This window comes from Stappia albiluteola, assembly GCF_014050225.1.
GTDB lineage: Bacteria > Pseudomonadota > Alphaproteobacteria > Rhizobiales > Stappiaceae > Hongsoonwoonella > Hongsoonwoonella albiluteola.
Window position 1 is genome coordinate 52,871 of sequence record NZ_JACFXV010000048.1, and the last position, 21,179, is coordinate 74,049.

Genomic DNA, 21,179 nt, shown 5'->3' on the forward strand with positions numbered 1-21,179 from the left:
TGACCGCATATATATCGGGGCGGCGGCGCTTGATTGTTGGCCGCCTCGCCCGTCCGCACGGCACCAATAGCGCCCGACAACTAGACCGCGCACGCATTCAGCCCCTGTTTCAGATGAATCGGCAACGTTAATTGCCTACAGTCGATGGCAAGCTCAATTTCCTCAACGTTATCATTGGTAAGTATTTTCATCCGTAGAAATGCGTAGTAGCGACAAGAAATAATCAAAATTTCTAAATAATGATCAAAGCTCCCGACCTATTCAGCAAATTGAATAGCTAAAAATGCCAGCTAACGGGGAGAGTCCCGTCAGCACAAAGCCGCTAGCAGCGGCAATTCACTCGGGTGTATAGCAATTTTTTTACGAATTCAGAGTTGAATTCCCGTTCATGAAAGAAATTGCTTTCGGTCTCGTATTCGCTGCCCTGGTCGCGCTTGGCGCGGCAGCCTTGGCCGTCCAACCCCGGCCGGACCTCCCGGTTGCCGTTTTCATGGCACCCGGCAGGCCCACGGAAGACGCCCTGCAAGCGGTAGTTGCCGCCGATGGCGTTCTTCTGAGCCAGTTCCCGGTGGTCGTGACGCTTGGCCGCGGTACGCAATTCATCGACCGGCTCTATCAGGCCGGCGCTTTATTCGTTGGCGATGCCACGGCCCTCGGCCTTTGCATCACGCACAGCCAGGAAGGTGCTTCCTATGCTTGGAATTGACGCGATCCGCGGCAAGTTCGCCGTGATTGTAATTTCACTGCTCTGGTTGAACACCACGATCATGGGCGTCATCGCCGCAACCCATGCCAGCCGCGTGGGACTGCCGGTCCTCGCGCTCGGATTGCTTTCGACGGCCGGATCGACCGCCCTGTGGCTGATGCAGCGAACGTCCTGGCTCACGCGCCAGGTGACGTCGGTCGTGGCAATCGGGCATGTGATGCTTCTTGTACTGGCCTTCTCCAACAGTCCGTACCAGATCGACGTTCACATGTATTTCTTCGCCACGCTGGCCATCGTGGCCGGCTGGCTGGACTGGCGGGCCGTGCTGGCGGCGGCCCTTGCGACGATTTTCCATCATCTGGGGCTTAATTTCCTCTACGCCTCGGCGGTGTTCCCCAACGGCGCGAACTTCGCCCGCGTCATGCTGCACGCGACGATCGTCATCATTGAAACCGGGACGCTGATCTGGATGGTGGAGACATTGCGCACGGCCATGCTGAGGGCCGAGACGGAGCGCCACGAGGCCGACGCCGCGCGGCAGCAAGCCGAGCAGTCGCAAAACCGGATCGCCAGCCTGACCCAGGAAGCGGAAGCCGACCGCCGCAAGACGATTTGCGAAATCTCCAACTCCTTCGAGGCCAAGGTCGCTTCGGTGACGGAGCAGATAGCGCCGGCGGTGGCAGGCCTGCAATCGGCGGCAGAGACGATGCTGGGAACGGCAACCGGCACCGGCGCCCGCTTCGAGGACGTGGTTACGACAAGCGGCAAGGCACGGTCCAACATTCAGGCTATCGCCAGTGCGGCGGATGGGCTGCGGCAATCGATCGCGACCATCCGCGAACAGGCATCGAGGTCGCAAAACGAAGCCGAATCCGCCTCGCAGAAAGCCGGCGACGCCGCAAGGACCGTGTCGGAAATGGTTGCCGGCGCCGAAACGATCAGCCAGGTCGTCGACCTGATCCGCTCGATCGCCGAAAAGACCAACCTGCTGGCCCTCAACGCCACCATCGAGTCCGCGCGCGCCGGGGAAGCGGGCAAGGGCTTTGCCGTGGTCGCCCAGGAAGTGAAGCAACTCGCCACCCAGACGGCGACGGCGACCGAGGAGATTTCCGCCCAGATCGCCTCGATCCAGCAGGTCTCCGCCACCGCGCAGGGCTCGATGAACTCGGTTGTCGAGACGATCGAGGCATCGATGCAGATCCTCGTCAGCCTCGGCCAGAGCATCGAGGAACAGCTCCACGCCACGTCGGAGATCTCTCACACGGTGTCGAGGACTGTTGAGGAGACGCTGAACCTCGACGGCTCTGTCGGCGCGATCCACGGCGAGATCAACGACACTGCAACGCAATCGAGAACCGTGATCTCCGCCGCAAGCTCCCTATCCGAACACACGGCGCAGCTGCAAACGGAAATGGCGGAGTTCATACGCATGGTACGCCAGGCCTGATCCGCGCCCGCCACCCCGAAATCGGAAGGCCCGCTTCCCGCCGGAAGCGGGCCTTTTGTTTTAAGCGTCCGGACCCCGGGGCGGCAAAGGGCGGCGGCGCTTCACGCACAAGCCATCGCACTGCAACGGGTCTTGCACCCTGTGCGGAAGCCCTTGCGCTGCCGGACAATCTGGTAAGGCGCACGGACAGGCCCTCGGCAAGAACAACCAAAAATCTATATTGGAATTTTTAATAATCCAAAGATTGCAACGGCAAAACATCCTTTTTGCTCACGACAGAATATTTACCCTTACGCAATTCCATTCCTATTTTCATTGCTTTGAAATAACTTATTAGTTGACTTGTTTTATTTAAAATATGCGACGTATTCCTACGTATTCTTGTGATTAGCATTAAATTAACAAAACAAGAGGTATTGATAATCCATGACTACCATTGGCGTCCCACGCCGGCCTTCGCAAAATGCAGGCTGCGGAAGGTTGGCGGGACGCGAGGTACCGAAAGAATGGACCGCACCGGTTTCCGGCAAGGAAAGCTGTGCTGCGGCAAGAACCAGGAGTTCGACGGTTTCGGAATGCGATAACCGGCGTGATGCGCCGAATTTCCTTCCGGTCTGTCACGACAGTGTGTGCGTTGCCTGAGCGTGGGGCTGCTCAAGCAGAGTGTGAAGTGAGACGAGAGCATGTCCGTAATCGCGGTTGTCGACGACCGGATTATCAATCGCAACTTCTTTTCCCGGCTTGCCCGCTGGGCGGAGGATGGGGTGGAGACGCGCAGCTTCTCCAATCCGTTCGACGCGCTTGAGCATTTCAGAAGTGAAACTCCGGACCTACTGATCACCGACTATCGCATGCCGCAAATGGACGGCGCGGAGTTTACCCGCCGCTTCCGCGACCTGCCGGGCTGCGCCGATATTCCGGTCATGGTGATCACGGCCTTTTCCGACCGCCGCTTCCGCATGCGCGCCCTGGAAGCCGGCGCCACCGACTTCCTGCAAAGTCCGGTCGACCACAGCGAATTCCAGACGCGGGCCCGCAATCTTCTCGCGCTGCGCAAGCGTCAGCTCGCAGTCAAGAGCCGGGCGAATGTGCTCGAACAGGAACTGCAGAACGCAGAGCGGCTCCGGGACGAGGCCCTTCGCGATTCCCGCGAGCGTCTGCTTCAGGTCATCGATACCGTGCCGGTGATGATCAGCGCCGTCGACCGCGCCGGGCGATGCGTGTTCGTCAACGCCTATCACGCGGCGTTCCTGGGCAAGGATGCGGCGGAACTGACGGGACTTCCCCTCTATCAGGCCATGTATCTGCCCGAAATGGCGGACAAGGCCCGGGTCCTCGATATGCGCGTCTTTGACAGCGGCGAGCCGCTCGCGCCCTATGAGGAGGAGATCGGCGACGGTGACGGCAACGTCAGGATTTTCCTGACCCGGAAAGTGCCGCTGAAAGACAATAGCGGCGAAGTCGTCAACGTCATCTCGACGTCGCTCGACATCACCGAAAACAAGCGCGCGGAGGCGCATCTCTACCATATCGCCCATCACGACGCGCTGACTTCCCTGCCGAACCGCACCTTGCTTGCCGAACGCCTCGACGAGGAAATCGGCCGCAACCTCGGCTCGGGAGAGGAATTCGCCCTGCATTTCCTAGATCTCGACCGCTTCAAGGGGATCAACGACGCGCTGGGTCATACGGCCGGCGACCGATTGCTGGAATTTGTCGCCGACAGGCTGAAGGGCTGCGTAAGGGACAAGGATATCGTCGCGCGCCTTGGCGGCGACGAGTTCGCCGTGCTGCAGGTCGGAATCGCGGGAACCGAAGATGCCCTGACGCTTGCCCGGCGCATCATCGAGGAACTGGATGACCCGTTCTATATCAACGGGCAGGAAGTGAAGATCGGTGCCAGCATCGGCATCACCACCTATCCGGCAGACGGCACGTCCTCGGAAGCCCTGCTGCGCAATGCCGACCTCGCCATGTACCGCGCCAAGGCCGAAGGCGGCGGGCTCTATTCCTCCTTCGCCGAAGGCATGGACCAGAATGCCCGCCAGGCGATCGCGCTTGAAGCCGATCTGCGCCGCGCGCTCGGACGCGGCGAACTGGAGCTGCACTACCAGCCGCAGATCCGGCTGAGCGACTGCAAGGTCGTCGGCGTCGAGGCCTTGCTGCGCTGGCGCCATCCCGAGCGCGGGCTGGTTGCTCCGGCTGAATTCTTGCCGCTCGCCGAAGAAAGCGGCATGATCTACGACATTGGGGAATGGGTGCTGAACGAGGCCTGCCAGGAAGCGATGCGCTGGACCGAGCGCGGGCTGGGGGACCTTCGTATTGCCGTCAATATCTCGCCGACTCAATTCCGCAAGCAAAGTGTTGCATCGCTTGCGGCATCGGCTCTCGCAAGTTCCAGGCTCAGCGCCGAGCGGCTCGAGATCGAAATTACGGAAAACGTCCTGATGCAAGGGGCAGAGCGCGTCCTGAAAGATATGAGAGATCTGCACCGGCAAGGCGTACAGGTGGCCATCGACGATTTCGGGACGGGCTATTCGTCGCTGGCCTATCTGAAGAACTTCAAGGTCGATCGCCTCAAGATTGACCGTTGCTTCGTGAGGACAATGGAAACCGACCCCCGCGACGCCGCGATCGTCAATGCGGTCGTCGGGCTCGGCAAGAGCCTGGACCTTCATGTGCTGGCCGAAGGCGTCGAAAGGGAGCAGCAGGTCAAGATGCTGAAGGCTGCCGGCTGCGACGAAGCGCAGGGCTACCTGTTCGGCAAGCCGATGACGGGAGACGCCTTTCTGGCTTTCGCCAAGCCGGACTGCGAGGCAAGCGAACCTGTCGGAAAAGGTCGCGCGGCGGTTCCGGGGGCTGGCGATTGAGATGACGCACGCGACTTGCCCGACCGCTGCAAGGCCTGACACCGGAGGGGCCCATGACCTGGGCTAACAAGGACGAGCCCCGCACCTTTTCGCAGCGCCTGATCGCCGCTGTGAGGCGTTTTCGCGCTTTGTCGCAAGGCGAAGGCGAGATGGCGCTCAACCGCATCGTCATCAGCAGCCTGATCCTCGCCTATTTCCTGATCTTCTTCGACTATCACGAGGTCGAACGGCCGCTGCTCCAGGTCGGTCTCTTCTTCGCCTGCACCATCGGCCTTGCCGCGCATCTGATGTGGAGGCCCGCCCGCCACCACCCGCGCCGGGCCATCGCCATCCTTTGCGACCTCGGCGTCCTGACGATCGGGCTGTATGACGGCGGCGAGACGACGGCCGTCCTCTTTCCGATCTATCTTTGGGTGATTTTCGGCAACGGCTTCCGCTTCGGCTCCCGTTATCTGGTACTGGCCGCGGCTTTCTCGATCATCGGCTTCGCGGCGGTGCTGACGACGCCCTTCTGGATGTCTCATGTCAGCCTGAGCATCGGCCTGCTGATCAGCCTGGTGATCCTGCCGCTCTATGCCAGCAAGCTCATCCGCGACCTTTCGGCCGCCAAGGCGAAGGCCGAGGAGGCCAGCCGCGCCAAGAGCCTGTTCCTAGCCGGCGTGAGCCACGAACTCCGCACGCCGCTCAATGCCATCATCGGCATGGGCGAATTGCTGCAGGAAAGCGATCTGGACACCGAACAGCGCGACATGACGCGCACGATCAAGAGTTCGGCCCGTTCGCTGTTGAGCCTGATCGACGGCATCCTCGAATTCTCGCGCATCGAGTCCAATTCCGTCACCGTGTCGGAGGACCCCTTCGATCTGCATGCGATGCTGGGCGAAGTGCGCAGTATCGTGGCGGGCCAGGCGCGGTCCAAGGGCCTGCGGTTCTCCATTCACGTGACGCCGGAAACGCCCTACGCGCTGGTCGGCGACACGCGCCACCTACAGGAGATCCTGATCAACCTCACCGGAAACGCGGTGAAATTCACCAATTCGGGCGGCGTCACCATCAGCGTCGGGGTGGTGCGGTCCAACTCCGGTTCCGCGCGTCTCCGCTTCGAGGTGGAGGATACCGGCATCGGCATTCGCCCGGATGCGCAAGCCCGGATCTTCGAGCGCTTCACGCAGGCCGACGAGACGATCATCGATCGCTTTGGCGGCACGGGGCTCGGCCTTGCCATCGTCAAGCAGCTCGTCCTGGCGCTTGGCGGCGAGATCGGCGTCACGAGCGAGGAGAATGTCGGCAGCATCTTCTGGTTCGAAATCGATTTCGCGCGCGACCTGGATGCAAGCGCGCCGCAGCTCACCCTGGACAGCGGGCGGCTGATCGTCCTGTCGAAGAACCCTGTCATGCTCGACCAGGTGATGGCGCACCTGATGGAGCAGGACATCAAGGTGGAACGTGCAGCCGACGTCCGCGAGGTTGCGACGCATTTGCGCAAGACCAGCCTGTCGGGCTCCCGCCGTGCGGTCGTCTTCGTCGATCAGGACGTCGCGGCCGGCAAGCCGGATGTGCTTGCCCATGCTCTGCAAAATCCGGGGCAGACGATTATCCCGACGCTTGTTCTCCTGTCGCGGAACGCGGAAGACCTGGAGGATTCGAGCGAGATCCGCAGGCTCTACAGCGCGGTTCTCTCGCCCGATGCGGAGACCGATCATTACATCGCGGCGCTGCGCGCGGCCGGCGCGACGGACCTCGCGGTCGAACGCGACGAGGAACGCCTGTCGACCTTCGTGCCGAGCGGCCGGAGCCTGCGCGTACTCGTCGCCGAGGACAATCGCACCAATCAGCGTGTCATCGCCAAGATCCTGGAACGCGGCGGCCACGAGTGCCATATCGTCGACGATGGCGAGCAGGCGCTCGATGCCCTCGCCGACGGCGGCTTCGACATAGCCATCATGGACGTGAACATGCCCGTCATGAACGGGCTGGACGCGATGAAGCTCTACCGCTTCTCCACGACAGGCGACCAGAAACGGTTGCCGATCGTCGCGCTGACCGCCGACGCCACGCCGGAAGCGGCCAAACGCTGCATGGAGGCGGGCGCCGATGCCTGCGTCACCAAGCCGATCGAACCTGCGCGCCTGCTGAAGATCCTCGACACCGTTCACGGTGCCGGCGCGGCCGGCAACACCGCGCAGGAAACCGTCAGGCAGGTCACCCATATCGCCAGCCACCCGCGGTTCAAGGCCGAGGCCCGCTCGACCGCTGTCGACATGGAAACCCTGGCCGAGCTGGAACGCCTTGGCGGGACGGAGTTCGTCGCATCGCTCGTTGGCGATTTCCTGACCGATGCGACCGACATTCTGAACGAACTGACGCACGCCGTGGAGAATGCCGACACGGCTCGCTTCCGCGAGCATGCGCATGCGCTCCGCTCTGCCGCCGCCAATATCGGCGCCCGCGAGATCTTCAAGCTCTGCTCGTCGTGGCAATCGATCGGCGGCCGGGAAATGCTTACCCATGGCCAGCGCCATATCGATACGCTTTCGCTGGAACTCGACCGGGCTCGCTCGGCTCTCAGCGGCTATGTCAGCCGCCAGGCTGCCAACGGCGCTTCCAGCGGCCGCAACGAGGAAGGCGGCCACGGCCACTGAGCCCCTCGGGCGGGCCGGGGATCAGCGTTTGCGGGCAAGCACCAGATGCCCGTCGATGGCCTCGCCTTCGTCGTAGCGCACCACGATCGGCGACATTTCGAGGCAATCGAAACCGTTCTCGTCGAGAAGCCGACGGATATAGCGCTCCGCATGCGCGAAACGTTGCCTGGGGCCCACCATGTAATCCCGGCCGGCAAGCGTTTCGTCGGCGAGCGTCTCCGTGGAAAAGGCGAGAAATCCGCCTGAAACCGTCTTCGCGGAAAGTCCCGTGAACAGGCCCTCCAGCGCGCCCGCATAGGGCAGCACATCCGTCGCGACGATCAGGTCGAACGACGCTTCCTCCGTCTCGGCAAGAAAGCGTTCTCCTTCCGCGACGTAGAGGCTGTCATAGACTTCCTTTTCATGCGCCATCTCAATCATGTTCTCGGAGATGTCGACGCCGACGAGTTCGTCCGCCTCCTCGCACAGGACGTCGCCCGAAAGGCCGGTGCCGCAGCCGAGATCGAGGAGCCGCGCGAAGGGGCCGGCGCCGTGGCGCGCCAGAAGATCCGGGATCATCATCGGCACGCAATAGCCGAGCTGGTCGACGAGGATCGTCTCGAACACCTCGGCATGCTGGTCGAAGAGCGCCGCTACATAGGCGTCCGGCGCCTTCGCCGGTGCCTCGCCGAGACCAAGGCTTGCCAGGCGCACCGAAGCCCCGCCGCGGTCCTCCGGGTCGAGCCGCAACACTTCGCGGTAGGCGGCCGCAGCGCCTTCCCTGTCGCCTGCCTTTTCCAGATCGAGGCCGCGGTTATAGGCCTCCGCTAGAGCGCTTTCCACGAAAGCGGGATCGCTTTCGTGACAAGAAATCGCTCCAGGATCAATGTCTTGAGCATATCCTTGTCGCCAAATCCGAATCGGATTTGGCGAGATATGCTCTATGGCGTCTTCGTCGACTTCGGTCATCTGCGGCTTTCGGCTTCCGTGTTGCAGAGCGCAGAACCTGGAGCGCTTTCGTGACAAGAAGTCGCTCCAGGATCAATGCTTTGAGCATATCCTTGTCGCCAAGTCGGATTCAGATTTGGCGGGATATGCTCTAGGGTCAGGACTCATTAATTTGACTGGAATGGCGTTCGAGATGACGAGAGATGGAAGGAAAAGCTCGAAGAGCGGGGTTATTCCCCCGGTCGAGGGCTTTGACGCGACAGGTCGAAGTCGGCTCGATCGTCCTTTGGATCGGGCGGATCCGCACGGACTACTTTGTCGCAAACCCTTGCAAGGCTTCAGCCTTCCTGTGGGCTTGCTCCTCGTATCCGCACAAATCCGCTCCGACCATTTCAGCCAAATGAATGGGTCCTGACCCTAGTTGAAAGCCCACGGGATTGAAAGACCAGCGGTCCGATTCCGACATTTGCCTCCCTTGGCAGCTGCCGCCTGAGCGGATGTCGGAATCAAAAGGACCATTAGCCTGCTGACGACGGCACATTGCCGCCAAGCACTTCGGCCATGAACCGGTCAAGCTCGGCCGCTTCCTCGGGCTTCAGTTCGAGGCCAAGCTTGGTGCGCCGCCAAAGGACGTCTTCGGCCGTGCGCGCCCATTCGTTCTCCATCAGGTATTTCAACTCGATCTCATAGAGGTCGGAGCCGAAGCGCCGCCCGAGATCGGCCTCCCGCGTCGCGCTCCCCAGGACCTGCCGCCATTTCGTCCCGTAAAGACGCACGAGGCGCTCGGCATGGCGCATGGCAAGAAAGGGATGGGCCTGCCGCAGCATCTCGATCTGGGCGGGCACCTCGTCGACAGCGAAATCGCCGCCCGGAAGCGGGGCTTTTCTCGTCCAGGACGGCTTGCGCGCACCCAGCTCCGCCTCGATCTTCTCCAGGACGGACAAGGCAAGACGGCGATAGGTCGTGATCTTGCCGCCGAAGATATTGAGCACCGGCGCGCCCTCGCCCGCCTTGCCGCCCTCCACCTTCAGCACATAGTCGCGCGTCGCCTCCTGCGCCTTCGATGCCCCGTCGTCATAGAGGGGACGGACGCCCGAATAGGTCCAGACGATGTCTTCGTGCTTCAGCGGCCGTTCGAAATATTCGCTCGCCGCGCCGATGAGGTAGTCGGTCTCGGCCTGGGAAATCGCGGCACCGGCCGGGTCGCCGCTGAAATCCTCGTCCGTCGTTCCCACGAGCGTGAAGTCCCGCTCGTAGGGAATGGCGAAGATGATGCGACCGTCGGCATTCTGGAAGATATAGGCGCGGTCGTGTTCGAAGAGCCGCCGCAGCACAATGTGGCTCCCCTTTACCAGCCGTACATTGGCGGCCTTGTTCTTGCCGAGCGCGGCATTGAGCACGTGATCGACCCAGGGGCCGGCGGCATTGATGATCATGCGGGCGCTGACTTCGCGAAGCTCGCCCGTCCTTTCGTTTTTCAGTTCGGCTTTCCAGATTCCGTCCTCGCGCCGCGCCGACACGACCCTGACCCGGGTGTTGATCTCCGCTCCCCGGTCGGCGGCGTCGCGCGCGTTCAGCGCCACCAGGCGCGCATCGTCCACCCAGCAGTCGGAATATTCGAAACCCGTCACGAAGCCGGGCTTCAGGGGCTTTCCTGCCGGATCGGTGCGCAGATTGAGAGTGCGGGTCGCCGGCAGGCGCTTGCGGCCGCCGAGGTGATCGTAGATGAACAGGCCGAGGCGCAGCAGCCAGCGCGGCCGCAATCCCTTGTGATGCGGCAGCACGAAGCGCAGCGGACGGATGATATGCGGCGCGTTGGCCCACAGGATCTCGCGCTCGGTCAGCGCCTCGCGCACGAGGCGAAACTCGTAGTGCTCCAGATAGCGCAGCCCGCCATGGATGAGCTTCGTCGACCACGAGGAAGTGCCGCTCGCCAGGTCCTTCATCTCGGCCAGGCAGACCGAATAGCCGCGTCCCACGGCATCGCGGGCGATCCCCGCCCCGTTGATGCCGCCGCCGATGATCAGCAGATCGTAATCGGCCGAAGACGATTGCGCCGTCAAGATTCACTCTCCTCGATTTCGCCGGAAACGACCACCTGCACGCCGTGTTCCCGGCAGATCGCCAGGATCGGCTCGGGCGGTGGTGCGTCCGTTACAAAGAACCGGATTTCCGATAGATGGCCGATCCGAACCGGCGCATTGCGCTCGAATTTCATCTTGTCGGCCGCAAGAATCGTGAAGCGCGCATGAGCCAGGATTTCCCGCGCCACGCGCACTTCCCTGAAGTCGTAGTCGAAAAGCGTCCCGTCGGCATCGATCGCCGATGCGCCGATGACCGCGTAATCGACCTTGAACTGGCGAATGAAATCGACGGTCGCCTCGCCGACGACGCCGCCATCCGACGAGCGAACGACGCCGCCGGCAATGATCACCTCCACACCCGGGGCTTCTCGCAGGATGTTGGCGACGTTGATGTTGTTGGTGATTGCCATCACCCCATCATGCTGACGCAGCGCCAAAGCAACCTGCTCCGTCGTCGTGCCGATGTTCAGCATGATGGAACTGTTGTCCGGAATTAGTGCCGCGGTCGCCGCGCCGATGCGCCGCTTCTCGTCCTCGGCAAGGTTCCGGCGAGAATCGTAGGCCCAGTTCGAAACGCTCGACGAACTGACGGCGCCGCCGTGAACGCGCTGCAGCAAACCGCGATCGCAAAGATCGTTGAGATCCTTCCTGATCGTCTGCGGCGTCACGTCGAATCCGGCGGCGAGCTTGTCGACCTCCACACGACCGACCCGTCGCGCAAGATCGAGAATATCGGCCTGCCGGGGAGAAACCGGTTCCATGGGCTGCTCTTATTGCCGGCCGCGCTTCGCTGGCAGGCGTCGTCTTTTCTGGTTTTGTTTTCGTCTTCGGCGTTTCGTATCGCTGCGTTTCTGATTACTTTCGTTTCATTTCGCAGCGCAAAATAAACGCCCTTTCTTTGCCGAAACTTGAGGTCTTTGGGGAATTTTCGCAAGAAATTTTTCGTATTGACGTTCATTTTTTTTCGTTTGATAGTCGCCCTGCGGTTTCACTAGGGAGGAATACCGATGCGTCAGAAATTGATGGCTGCCGTGGCAGCCACGACTCTGATCGCGCTTTCCGCGCCGGCTTTCGCCGGCATGGAAGAGGCGAGAAGATGGGTCGAAACCGAATTCCAGCCATCCGCGCTGTCTCAGGAAGAGCAGCTCAAGGAGATGGAATGGTTCGTCAATGCAGCCGAACCGTTCCGCGGCATGGAGATCAACGTCCTTTCGGAAACGATCCCCACTCACGAATATGAATCGAAGACCCTGACGAAGGCCTTCGAGGAAATCACCGGCATCAAGGTGAACCACCAGCTTCTTGGCGAAGGCGAAGTGGTGCAGGCCGTCCAGACGCAGATGCAGACCAACCGCAATCTGTACGACGCCTATATCAACGACTCCGACCTGATCGGCACCCATTCCCGCCTGCAGCTGGCCGTCAACCTGTCCGACTTCATGGCGGGCGATGGCAAGGACGTCACCAACCCGGGCCTGGACATCGACGATTTCATCGGCAAGTCCTTCACGACCGGCCCGGACGGCAAGCTCTACCAGCTGCCCGACCAGCAGTTCGCGAACCTCTACTGGTTCCGCAAGGACTGGTTCGACCGCGAAGACCTGAAGACCGCCTTCAAGGAGAAGTACGGTTACGAGCTCGGCGTGCCGGTCAACTGGTCGGCCTATGAGGATATTGCCGAGTTCTTCACCAACGACGTGAAGGAAGTCGACGGCGTCCGCGTCTATGGTCACATGGACTACGGCAAGCGCGCTCCGGATCTCGGCTGGCGCATGACCGACGCCTGGCTTTCCATGGCCGGTGCCGGTTCCAAGGGTCTTCCGAACGGCCGCCCGATCGACGAATGGGGCATCCGCATGGAGGAGGGTTCGTGCAACCCGGCGGGCGCTTCCGTTGCTCGCGGCGGCGGCACCAACGGCCCGGCCGCCGTCTATGCCATCCGCAAGTGGGACGAATGGCTGCGTCAGTATGCGCCTCCGGGTGCTGCCGACTACGACTTCTACCAGTCGCTGCCGGCCCTGTCGCAGGGCAACGTCGCCCAGCAGATCTTCTGGTACACCGCCTTCACCGCCTCGATGGTCGCGCCCAAGAGCGAAGGCAACAACACGGTTGACGATTCCGGCACTCCGCTGTGGCGCATGGCTCCGTCTCCGCATGGCCCGTACTGGGAAGAAGGCCAGAAGCTTGGCTATCAGGACGCCGGTTCCTGGACGATCCTGAAGTCCACGCCGACCGACCGCGCCAAGGCCGCATGGCTCTACGCGCAGTTCGTCGTGTCCAAGACCGTCGACGTGAAGAAGAGCCATGTCGGTCTCACCTTCATCCGCGACACCACGATCCGGCACGAGAGCTTCACCGAGCGCGCGCCGAAGCTTGGCGGCCTCGTCGAATTCTACCGCTCGCCCGACCGCGTGCTGTGGACCCCGACGGGCGTCAACGTCCCCGACTATCCGAAGCTCGCCCAGCTGTGGTGGCAGAATATCGGTGACGTGAACTCCGGCGCCTTCACGCCGCAGGAAGCGATGGACCGTCTCGCCGGCGAAATGGACCAGGTGATGCTGCGCATGCAGCGTGCCGACGAAGCCAACAACACCTATGGCGGCTGCGGCCCGCGCCTGAACGAGGAAAAGAATCCTGCGGACTGGCTCGGCCATGGCGGCGCCAAGGCAAAGCTCGAGAACGAGAAGCCGCAGGGCGAGACCATCGCCTACGACGAACTCGTCAAGCGCTGGCAGTCGAACTGACCTCCCGCAACGCAAAGCTTTCCGGCGGCCCCGTGCCGCCGGAAAGGCCTCTCATATCCGCAGGCTCATTGGCTTCCTGCGTGACATTCCTTGAACGATGACGCGCCGCAACGCCATTGGCCGGCATGATATCCTTCAAGCAATCTCACGGGCGATTGGATGAAGCTGGCCGTCGCGCTCCGGCAGGCGCGATGACACGCTTGGCCTTCCGATCCGATGTAACAATTGAAACAATTGGCTGGCGAAGACGAACCTGGAACGATTTGGCGACGCGATGACCCTTGAACTGAAAAACGTGGGACTGCGCTTCGGCGCCGAAACCCACATCTTCCCCACGGACCTGAAGCTGGAGGACGGCAGCTTCAACATCCTGCTTGGGACGACGCTGGCCGGCAAGACGACGCTGATGAAGCTGATGGCCGGCCTGGAAAAACCGACGTCCGGCGAGGTCTGGTTCGCCGGCAAGAACGTCACCGGCGTCTCGGTGCGCCGCCGCAACGTCTCGATGGTCTATCAGCAGTTCATCAACTACCCGAACCTCAGCGTCTACGAGAATATCGCCTCGCCCCTGAAGGTCGGCGGCACACCGGACATCATTATCAAGCAGCGCGTCTCGACCATGGCGGAGCTGCTGAAGCTCACGCCGATGCTCGACCGGCGGCCATCGGAGCTTTCGGGCGGCCAGCAGCAGCGCACCGCACTGGCGCGCGCGCTGGTCAAGGACGCGGATCTGGTGCTGCTCGACGAACCGCTCGCCAATCTGGACTTCAAGCTGCGCGAGGAGTTGCGCGACGAGTTGCCGAAGCTCTTCGCCGATCGCGACTGCATCGTCGTCTACGCCACGACCGAGCCGACGGAGGCCCTGCTTTTCGGCGGCAACACCGCGTGTCTCTTCGAGGGCCGGATCAGCCAGTTCGGTCCAACGGGCGATCTCTACCGCAAGCCGCGGGACATCATCAGCGCGGAAGTCTTCTCCGACCCGCCGATGAACGCCGCCGGGATCGAGAAGAAGGGCAACACCTTCCATCTCGGCACGAAGGCGCGGTGGGACGCGGCCGGAGAGCTGTCGGGCCTCGCCGACGGCACCTATACGCTCGGCATCCGCCCGCATCACGTCAGCCCGGTCTCGCGCGGCGAGCAGCCGGTAGCGGTCGACGGCAGGGTGATCGTTGCCGAACTCTCCGGGTCCGAAAGCGTCATCCATTTCAACATGGACGGTTCGACCTGGGTCTCGCAGTCACATGGCATTCACCCGTTCGAGGTCGGAAGCCAGGCCCGGCTCTACGCGGATATGTCGAAGGCGATGATCTTCGACGGCAATGGCCGGCGCGTCTCGGCATAAGGAAGAAGGCTGACCGATGGCCAAAATCACACTCGAAAACCTCGGCCACTCCTACATGCCGAACCCGCAGGCGCCCTCCGACTGGGCGCTGAAGCAACTCAATCTCGACTGGGACGATGGCGGCGCCTATGCGCTGCTCGGCCCTTCGGGCTGCGGCAAGACCACGCTGCTCAGCATCATTTCCGGCCTGCTGACGCCGAGCGCGGGGCGGGTGCTGTTCGATGGCCAGGATGTCACGCACCTGCCGCCGGACCAGCGCCACATCGCGCAGGTGTTCCAGTTCCCGGTCGTCTACGACACGATGACGGTCTACGACAATCTCGCCTTTCCGCTGCGCAACCGCCATGTGCCGGAAGCCGATGTCGACCGCCGCGTCCGCGAGATCGCGGAGATGATCGACCTGACGCATATGCTGAAGAAGCGGGCCGCCGGCCTGACGGCGGACGGCAAGCAGAAGATTTCTCTCGGCCGCGGCCTCGTGCGTTCCGACGTCAACGTGATCATGTTCGACGAGCCGCTGACCGTCATCGATCCGCATCTGAAGTGGCTGCTGCGCTCGAAGCTCAAGGAGCTTCATCAGCGCCTGAAAATCACGATGATCTACGTCACGCACGACCAGACGGAGGCCCTGACCTTCGCCGACCGCGTCGTCGTGATGAATCTCGGCGAGGTCGTGCAGGTCGGCACGCCGGTCGAACTGTTCGAGCGGCCGCAACACACCTTCGTCGGCCATTTCATCGGCTCGCCCGGCATGAACGTCCTTCCCTGCACGATCCGCGAGGGCAAGGCCTTTTTCGACGGCACGGCGGTGCCGACGGCGACGGAATCCTCGCTCGACGCGGTTTCGGGCCGCACCGAGATCGGCGTTCGGCCAGAATTCGTCAACTTCGCCGACAAGGGCGTTCCGGTACGGGTGACGAAGGTAAGCGATGCCGGCCGGTTCCGCATCGTCGAAACGCGCGCCGGCGAGGCGGTGATCAAGCTTCTCGTCAACGAGGGTGAAGGCATTCCGGCGGACGACGCCCACCTCGCCTTCGCGCAAAGCCATACGCAGGTCTATCGCGACGGCTGGATCGTGGCCTGAGCCGTGAGGATGAGTTCGAAATGAACAAGACGATCAACAACGCCGCATGGATCTTCGTCATCCCTGTCGTCGCGCTGGTGGCATTCAACGCCATCATTCCGCTGATGACGGTGGTGAACTATTCGGTGCAGGAAACCTTCGGCGACAACGTATTCTTCTGGCACGGGGTCGGCTGGTTCCAGGATGTGCTGGAGTCCAGGCGCTTCCATGATTCCCTGCTGCGGCAGCTCGGCTTCACCTTCACGATCCTGTTCATCGAGGTGCCGCTCGGAGTTGCTATCGCGCTCGCCATGCCGCGCAAGGGTCCGTGGGTTTCCGTCTGCCTCGTGCTGATGGCGCTGCCGCTCCTCATTCCGTGGAACGTGGTCGGCGCCATGTGGAACATCTTCGCGCTGCCCGATATCGGCCTGCTCGGCCGCGGTCTCAACGCTCTCGGCTTCGACTACAATTTCACCCGCCAGCCGGGCGACGCCTGGTTCACGCTGATCGCCATGGACGTCTGGCACTGGACGTCGCTCGTTGTGCTGCTTGCCTATGCCGGCCTCGTGTCGATCCCGGACGCCTACTACCAGGCCGCCAAGATCGACGGCGCGAAACCCCTGGCGATCTTCCGCTTCATCCAGCTTCCGAAGCTGAAGCGGGTGCTGACCATCGCCGTGCTGCTGCGTTTCATGGACAGCTTCATGATCTACACGGAGCCCTTCGTGCTGACGGGCGGCGGACCGGGCAATTCGACGACGCTGCTGTCGATCGATCTCGTCAAGATCGCGCTTGGCCAGTTCGACCTCGGCCCGGCGGCCGCCATGTCCCTGATCTACTTCCTGATCATCCTGCTCCTGAGCTGGATCTTCTACACCCTGATGATGCGCAACGAGGCCCAGTGATGCGTCGCCTGTCCTGGCTTGTGCCGACCTTTTACATCCTCTTCCTGATGCTGCCGATCTATTGGCTGTTGAACATGTCGTTCAAGACGACCAACGAGATCCTCGGCACCTTCACGCTGTGGCCTCAGGACTTCACGCTGGACAACTACCGCACGATCTTCACCGATCCGACCTGGTATACGGGCTATATCAATTCGCTGATCTACGTCACGATGAACACGGTGCTTTCCGTCTGCGTGGCGCTGCCGGCGGCCTATGCCTTCTCGCGCTACCGGTTCCTCGGCGACAAGCACCTGTTCTTCTGGCTGTTGACCAACCGCATGGCGCCGCCGGCGGTGTTCGCCCTGCCCTTCTTCCAGCTCTATTCGGCGGTCGGCCTGTTCGATACGCATATCGCGGTCGCGCTTGCCCATACGCTCTTCAACATCCCACTGGCGGTCTGGATCCTGGAAGGCTTCATGTCCGGCGTACCGAAGGAGCTCGACGAGACCGCCTATATCGACGGCCATTCCTTCTGGTCCTTCTTCCTGAAGATCTTCGTGCCGACCATCGCCGCCGGCATAGGCGTCGCGGCCTTCTTCTGCTTCATGTTCTCCTGGGTGGAACTGCTGCTTGCCAAGACGCTGACGGCCGTCGACGCCAAGCCGATCGCCGCCACGATGACGCGAACGGCCTCCACCTCGGGCTACGAACTGGGCCTGCTGGCCGCGGCCGGGTCGCTAACGATCGTGCCGGGCGCCTTCGTGATCTATTTCGTGCGCAACTACATCGCCAAGGGCTTTGCCCTCGGCCGCGTCTGACGACAGGGAGATTGAGCCATGTTCCTGACCTGGATGGCCTGGACCTTGCCGACGGCCGCCTTCTTCGCCTTCATCCTGCTCTGCCTGATCGCCATGAGCGTCTGGGAGTTCAAGGATCCCGGCGGCGGTCCGCGCCACGGCATTCTCGGGCTCGACACAACGCGCGGCGACCGGCTCTTCATCACGCTGCTCGGCTCGGCCTTCATCTTCCTCGGCTGGCTGGGGATCATGGGAACGCCGCTCTGGGGGCCGCTGGTGATTTCCCTCGTCTATGCCTTCGTCGTCTTCCGCTGGGTGTAGCCCCCTCGAAGCGCAAATTGAAAACAGGAACGGCGGGACAGGGTCCCGCCGTTTTCATTTCCGGAAAGGCCTTGTCAGCCCTGCGACAGACATTCCTTCAGCGAAGCTGCCAGCGCCCGCATCATGTCGAAATAGTGGTTCGGGCCTGCGGGAATGGCGGCACCCAGCGGATCGAGCACGCCGGATTTCGCGCCGCTTCCCTCCGCGACGATCGCGACGAATTTCGGTTCGAATTGCGGCTCGGCGAAAATGCAGACCGCTCCCGCTTCGGCGACCTTTTCCTGAATTTCCGCCAGGCGCTGCGCCCCCGGATTGACCTCCGGGTTGACGGTGATCGAACCGGCGGCGGCAAGCCCGAACCGCTTCTCGAAATACTGGTAGGCGTCGTGGAAGACGATGAAGGGACGGCTGCGGACCGGAGCGACCTCTCCGTCGATCGCCTTTACGAGGTCGTCAAGCCGCGCCTCGAGGTCGGCGGCATTCTTCTTGTAGGTGTCCCCGTTCGCCGGGTCGGCGACCGAAAGCGCGGCGGCCGCCTTTGCCACGAAAGCCTTCGCGTTCACCGGGTCCAGCCAGAGGTGCATGTCGATCTCTTCATGATCGTGGTGCTCGTCATGATGCGCCTCGTGGCCGTCATGATCACCCTCTTCCTCGTCATGAAGGTGTTCTTCGAAAGCCCCGCCCTCGCGAAGCTGCAGTCGTTCCAGCCCGTCCACCTCCTCGAAGGAAATCACCGTCGCCCCCGCGCCCAGGGTTTCCAGCGGCTTGCTCAGGAAAGCTTCCAGATCCGGCCCGCCCCAGAAGATCAGGCTGGCGTTCTGCAAGTCTTCGGCCTGCGACGGCTTCAGGCTGTAGCTGTGCGGCGATCCAGCGCCATCGACGATCAGGCCGGGGGTGCCCACGCCCTGCATCACGCCGGCGACCAGCGAGTGGAGCGGCTTGATGGAAACGACAACGTTGGGCGCATCGGCCGACGCGACCCCGGCGGTCATGGTCAGGAACAGCGTGGCAGCGGAAAGCAGGCGGGCAGGTTTCATTCGGGGGGGGCTCCATGCTTGGGTGGCGGCAATGTTATGTCATAACGTTTCTTGCGTTATGCTATAACGTGTGCGATATCCGTTGCCAAGACGTTTCATGCGAGATCCGAATGTTGAAATCCCGTACCGCGGACAATGAACGGCTGATCGAAATGCACGATGTGGGCGTGCGCCGGTCGGGCCGATGGCTCGTCCGCAATATCGACCTGACCGTGCGGCGAGGCGAGATCGTCACGCTTATCGGGCCGAACGGCTCCGGCAAGTCGACCACCGCCCGCTCGGCCATCGGCCTGCTGAAGCCGGACGAAGGATCCGTGACGCGGGTGCCGGATCTCAAGGTCGGCTATCTGCCGCAGAAGCTGTCCATCGACTGGACGCTGCCCCTATCCGTCGACCGGCTGATGACGCTGACGGACCGGCATTCCCCGGAAGAGATCGGCGTCGCCCTGGAGGAAGTCGGCATCCCGCATCTGCGCCAAGCGGAAGTGCAGACGCTTTCCGGCGGCGAGTTCCAGCGCGCGCTGCTGGCCCGCGCCATGCTGCGCAAACCCGACCTCCTCGTCCTCGACGAGCCGGTGCAGGGCGTCGATTTCAGTGGCCAGGTCTCGCTCTACGCCCTCATCAAGCAGATTCGCGACCGCACCGGATGCGGCATATTGCTGATTTCCCACGATCTTCACGTCGTGATGGCCGACACCGACACGGTGATCTGCCTGAACGGCCATATCTGCTGCCGGGGCACGCCGGAATCCGTGGCTTCGAGCGCCGAATACCTGCGGCTGTTCGGCACGCGGGCAGCAGAAACGCTGGCGCTTTACAGCCATCATCACGACCATACCCACCTGCCGGACGGGCGCGTGCGTCACGCGGACGGAACGATCACCGACAGTTGTTCACCGGGCGACGGTCACCACCACCATCCGCATGAGCATTCGCAGCAAGAGCAGGCGCGGGAAGGCTGGACGGGCCATGCTTGACGATTTCTTCATGCGCGCGCTTGTCGCCGGCATCGGCCTCGCCGTCGTCGCCGGGCCGCTCGGCTGCTTCATCGTCTGGCGGCGAATGGCCTATTTCGGCGATACGATGGCCCATTCCGCCCTGCTCGGCGTGGCGCTTTCCCTGCTTTTCGAGATCAATCTGACGTTGGGCGTCTTCATGGTGGCCGCCCTGGTCTCGGTCGCGCTCCTGCTGCTCCAGCGACGGGGTGGACTTTCCACCGACGCGCTGCTCGGCATCCTTTCCCACTCCACGCTTGCCATCGGCCTGGTGATGGTCGCCTTCATGTCCTGGGTGCGGATCGACCTGATGGGGTTCCTCTTCGGAGATATCCTTGCCGTCTCGAAGCTCGATATCGCCTTCATCTATGGCGGCGGAGCACTGGTGCTCGGCCTGTTGGCGCTGATCTGGCGGCCGCTTCTGGCCTCGACCGTCAGCACGGAGCTTGCGGAAGCCGAGGGCCTGAACCCGGAACGAGCCCTCTTTGCCTTCAAGCTGCTGATGGCGCTCGTCATCGCGATCGCCATGAAGCTCGTCGGCATCCTGCTGATCACCTCGCTGCTGATCATTCCGGCGGCAACGGCGCGCCGCTTCGCCACAACCCCGGAGCGGATGGCGGTCATCGCATCTGTCGCCGGCGCGCTGGCCGTTTGCAGCGGGTTGTTCGGTTCGCTTGAGTATGACACGCCGTCGGGGCCGACAATCGTTGTGGCCGCTCTTATTCTGTTTGCCGCAAGCCTGATTCCTCGCTCCTTCTTCGGCCTGCGCCCGCAACCGACCGGGGACAAGACGCCATGACCGAAACGCCGATGCTGACAAAGAACCAGTCGCTTGTCTTCAAGACGCTGTCGCGGGCGGACGGGCCGATGAGCGCCTACACGATCCTCGACCAATTGCGGGACGATGGTTTCCGCGCGCCGTTGCAGGTCTACCGCGCCCTCGACAAGCTGATCGACTACGGGCTGATCCATCGCCTGGAATGCCTGAACGCCTTCGTCGCCTGCGCCCACCCCCATTGCCACACGGCAGGCGTCATCGCTTTCGCGATCTGCGAGGATTGCGGGCAGGTGAACGAATTTTCGGACGATGTGGTGGCCGACAGGCTCGGTGCCTGGGCGCATGACCATCACTTCGCTGCCGCGAAGACGACGATAGAAATCCGCGGGCGCTGCGCTGGCTGCGCGACGCAGGCCTGAGGGCGCTTGGATAAACAGTTTAGTGGCTACGAGCTTAGCATTTGACGAGCCCGAAATATTGGGTCCGTGGCAGTATTGATTGACGGATTCGGGGGATTCTGCTAAGAAATCCAAATCCTT

Annotated in this window: 17 protein-coding genes; 13 read left to right on the top strand and 4 right to left on the bottom strand. The window is 62.3% G+C overall.

The annotated features are described in order from the left end of the window. The first annotated feature begins 388 nt into the window (after nucleotides 1–388). The 4 genes from H2509_RS08465 to H2509_RS08480 all read left to right on the top strand — a co-directional run bounded on the left by H2509_RS08465 (nucleotide 389) and on the right by H2509_RS08480 (nucleotide 7,665). Entirely contained in the window at nucleotides 389–706 is a 318-nt protein-coding gene (locus H2509_RS08465; RefSeq protein ID WP_182164280.1) for a hypothetical protein, read from the top strand. Continuing rightward, the gene (locus H2509_RS08470) at nucleotides 693–2,153 is read left to right on the top strand and encodes a methyl-accepting chemotaxis protein (protein WP_182164282.1); all 1,461 of its coding nucleotides are present in this window, start codon (nucleotides 693–695) and stop codon (nucleotides 2,151–2,153) included. The genes H2509_RS08465 and H2509_RS08470 overlap by 14 nt, the downstream gene beginning before the upstream one ends. A gap of 683 nt (nucleotides 2,154–2,836) precedes the next feature. Further along, nucleotides 2,837–5,023 carry a GGDEF/EAL domain-containing response regulator gene (locus tag H2509_RS08475; protein ID WP_182164284.1) on the top strand — a complete coding sequence of 729 codons (2,187 nt, stop codon included), beginning with the start codon at nucleotides 2,837–2,839 and terminating at the stop codon, nucleotides 5,021–5,023. Nucleotides 5,024–5,076: 53 nt separating this feature from the next. Continuing rightward, nucleotides 5,077–7,665 (top strand): hybrid sensor histidine kinase/response regulator, encoded by a 2,589-nt coding sequence (locus tag H2509_RS08480; RefSeq protein ID WP_182164286.1) that lies wholly within the window; start codon nucleotides 5,077–5,079, stop codon nucleotides 7,663–7,665. A gap of 21 nt (nucleotides 7,666–7,686) precedes the next feature. Here H2509_RS08480 and H2509_RS08485 read toward each other — a convergent pair whose 3' ends face one another. The 3 genes from H2509_RS08485 to H2509_RS08495 all read right to left on the bottom strand — a co-directional run bounded on the left by H2509_RS08485 (nucleotide 7,687) and on the right by H2509_RS08495 (nucleotide 11,437). Beyond that, complete coding sequence (locus tag H2509_RS08485) at nucleotides 7,687–8,487, bottom strand: methyltransferase domain-containing protein (protein ID WP_328805023.1); 801 nt, start codon at nucleotides 8,485–8,487, stop codon at nucleotides 7,687–7,689. Between the two features lie 623 nt (nucleotides 8,488–9,110). Then, nucleotides 9,111–10,655: a glycerol-3-phosphate dehydrogenase gene (glpD, locus tag H2509_RS08490; RefSeq protein ID WP_182164290.1), complete on the bottom strand. Its 1,545-nt coding sequence runs from the start codon at nucleotides 10,653–10,655 to the stop codon at nucleotides 9,111–9,113. After that, entirely contained in the window at nucleotides 10,652–11,437 is a 786-nt protein-coding gene (locus H2509_RS08495) for a DeoR/GlpR family DNA-binding transcription regulator (RefSeq protein WP_182164292.1), read from the bottom strand. Before H2509_RS08495 ends, glpD begins: the two co-directional genes overlap by 4 nt. Nucleotides 11,438–11,683: 246 nt before the next feature. Here H2509_RS08495 and H2509_RS08500 point away from each other — a divergent pair, with 246 nt between their 5' ends. The 6 genes from H2509_RS08500 (at nucleotide 11,684) to H2509_RS08525 (ending at nucleotide 17,830) form a co-directional block, all read left to right on the top strand. Continuing rightward, the gene (locus tag H2509_RS08500) at nucleotides 11,684–13,420 is read left to right on the top strand and encodes an ABC transporter substrate-binding protein (RefSeq protein WP_182164294.1); all 1,737 of its coding nucleotides are present in this window, start codon (nucleotides 11,684–11,686) and stop codon (nucleotides 13,418–13,420) included. A gap of 274 nt (nucleotides 13,421–13,694) precedes the next feature. Further along, a complete protein-coding gene (locus H2509_RS08505; RefSeq protein ID WP_182164296.1) occupies nucleotides 13,695–14,762 on the top strand; it encodes an ABC transporter ATP-binding protein in 1,068 nt (355 codons plus the stop codon). A gap of 16 nt (nucleotides 14,763–14,778) precedes the next feature. After that, complete coding sequence (locus H2509_RS08510) at nucleotides 14,779–15,846, top strand: ABC transporter ATP-binding protein (RefSeq protein WP_182164298.1); 1,068 nt, start codon at nucleotides 14,779–14,781, stop codon at nucleotides 15,844–15,846. Nucleotides 15,847–15,866: 20 nt separating this feature from the next. Next, on the top strand, nucleotides 15,867–16,730 hold the full coding sequence (locus tag H2509_RS08515; protein ID WP_182164300.1) for a carbohydrate ABC transporter permease: 864 nt from the start codon (nucleotides 15,867–15,869) through the stop codon (nucleotides 16,728–16,730). Then, nucleotides 16,730–17,530: a carbohydrate ABC transporter permease gene (locus tag H2509_RS08520; protein WP_182164302.1), complete on the top strand. Its 801-nt coding sequence runs from the start codon at nucleotides 16,730–16,732 to the stop codon at nucleotides 17,528–17,530. Before H2509_RS08515 ends, H2509_RS08520 begins: the two co-directional genes overlap by 1 nt. A gap of 18 nt (nucleotides 17,531–17,548) precedes the next feature. Further along, nucleotides 17,549–17,830, top strand: coding sequence for a DUF2160 domain-containing protein (locus tag H2509_RS08525; RefSeq protein WP_182164304.1), 282 nt, complete (start codon nucleotides 17,549–17,551; stop codon nucleotides 17,828–17,830). A 74-nt stretch (nucleotides 17,831–17,904) separates the two neighbouring features. Here H2509_RS08525 and znuA read toward each other — a convergent pair whose 3' ends face one another. After that, entirely contained in the window at nucleotides 17,905–18,867 is a 963-nt protein-coding gene (gene znuA / locus H2509_RS08530; RefSeq protein WP_182164306.1) for a zinc ABC transporter substrate-binding protein ZnuA, read from the bottom strand. A gap of 110 nt (nucleotides 18,868–18,977) precedes the next feature. Between znuA and H2509_RS08535 the strand changes: the two genes are divergently transcribed. The 3 genes from H2509_RS08535 to H2509_RS08545 are packed head-to-tail and all read left to right on the top strand — an operon-like array spanning nucleotide 18,978 to nucleotide 21,059. Continuing rightward, nucleotides 18,978–19,844, top strand: a complete 867-nt coding sequence (locus H2509_RS08535; protein WP_182164308.1) for an ATP-binding cassette domain-containing protein — start codon at nucleotides 18,978–18,980, stop codon at nucleotides 19,842–19,844. Further along, nucleotides 19,837–20,661: a metal ABC transporter permease gene (locus H2509_RS08540; RefSeq protein WP_182164310.1), complete on the top strand. Its 825-nt coding sequence runs from the start codon at nucleotides 19,837–19,839 to the stop codon at nucleotides 20,659–20,661. Before H2509_RS08535 ends, H2509_RS08540 begins: the two co-directional genes overlap by 8 nt. Further along, nucleotides 20,658–21,059 (top strand): Fur family transcriptional regulator, encoded by a 402-nt coding sequence (locus H2509_RS08545; protein WP_182164312.1) that lies wholly within the window; start codon nucleotides 20,658–20,660, stop codon nucleotides 21,057–21,059. Before H2509_RS08540 ends, H2509_RS08545 begins: the two co-directional genes overlap by 4 nt. Nucleotides 21,060–21,179: the final 120 nt, after the last annotated feature.

Coding starts and splice junctions, on each gene's coding strand:
- H2509_RS08465 (WP_182164280.1), top strand. CDS start 389: ATGAAAGAAATTGCTTTCGGTCTCGTATTCGCTGCCCTGGTCGCGCTT.
- H2509_RS08470 (WP_182164282.1), top strand. CDS start 693: ATGCTTGGAATTGACGCGATCCGCGGCAAGTTCGCCGTGATTGTAATT.
- H2509_RS08475 (WP_182164284.1), top strand. CDS start 2,837: ATGTCCGTAATCGCGGTTGTCGACGACCGGATTATCAATCGCAACTTC.
- H2509_RS08480 (WP_182164286.1), top strand. CDS start 5,077: ATGACCTGGGCTAACAAGGACGAGCCCCGCACCTTTTCGCAGCGCCTG.
- H2509_RS08495 (WP_182164292.1), bottom strand. CDS start 11,437: ATGGAACCGGTTTCTCCCCGGCAGGCCGATATTCTCGATCTTGCGCGA.
- H2509_RS08500 (WP_182164294.1), top strand. CDS start 11,684: ATGCGTCAGAAATTGATGGCTGCCGTGGCAGCCACGACTCTGATCGCG.
- H2509_RS08505 (WP_182164296.1), top strand. CDS start 13,695: ATGACCCTTGAACTGAAAAACGTGGGACTGCGCTTCGGCGCCGAAACC.
- H2509_RS08510 (WP_182164298.1), top strand. CDS start 14,779: ATGGCCAAAATCACACTCGAAAACCTCGGCCACTCCTACATGCCGAAC.
- H2509_RS08515 (WP_182164300.1), top strand. CDS start 15,867: ATGAACAAGACGATCAACAACGCCGCATGGATCTTCGTCATCCCTGTC.
- H2509_RS08520 (WP_182164302.1), top strand. CDS start 16,730: ATGCGTCGCCTGTCCTGGCTTGTGCCGACCTTTTACATCCTCTTCCTG.
- H2509_RS08525 (WP_182164304.1), top strand. CDS start 17,549: ATGTTCCTGACCTGGATGGCCTGGACCTTGCCGACGGCCGCCTTCTTC.
- znuA (WP_182164306.1), bottom strand. CDS start 18,867: ATGAAACCTGCCCGCCTGCTTTCCGCTGCCACGCTGTTCCTGACCATG.
- H2509_RS08535 (WP_182164308.1), top strand. CDS start 18,978: ATGTTGAAATCCCGTACCGCGGACAATGAACGGCTGATCGAAATGCAC.
- H2509_RS08540 (WP_182164310.1), top strand. CDS start 19,837: ATGCTTGACGATTTCTTCATGCGCGCGCTTGTCGCCGGCATCGGCCTC.
- H2509_RS08545 (WP_182164312.1), top strand. CDS start 20,658: ATGACCGAAACGCCGATGCTGACAAAGAACCAGTCGCTTGTCTTCAAG.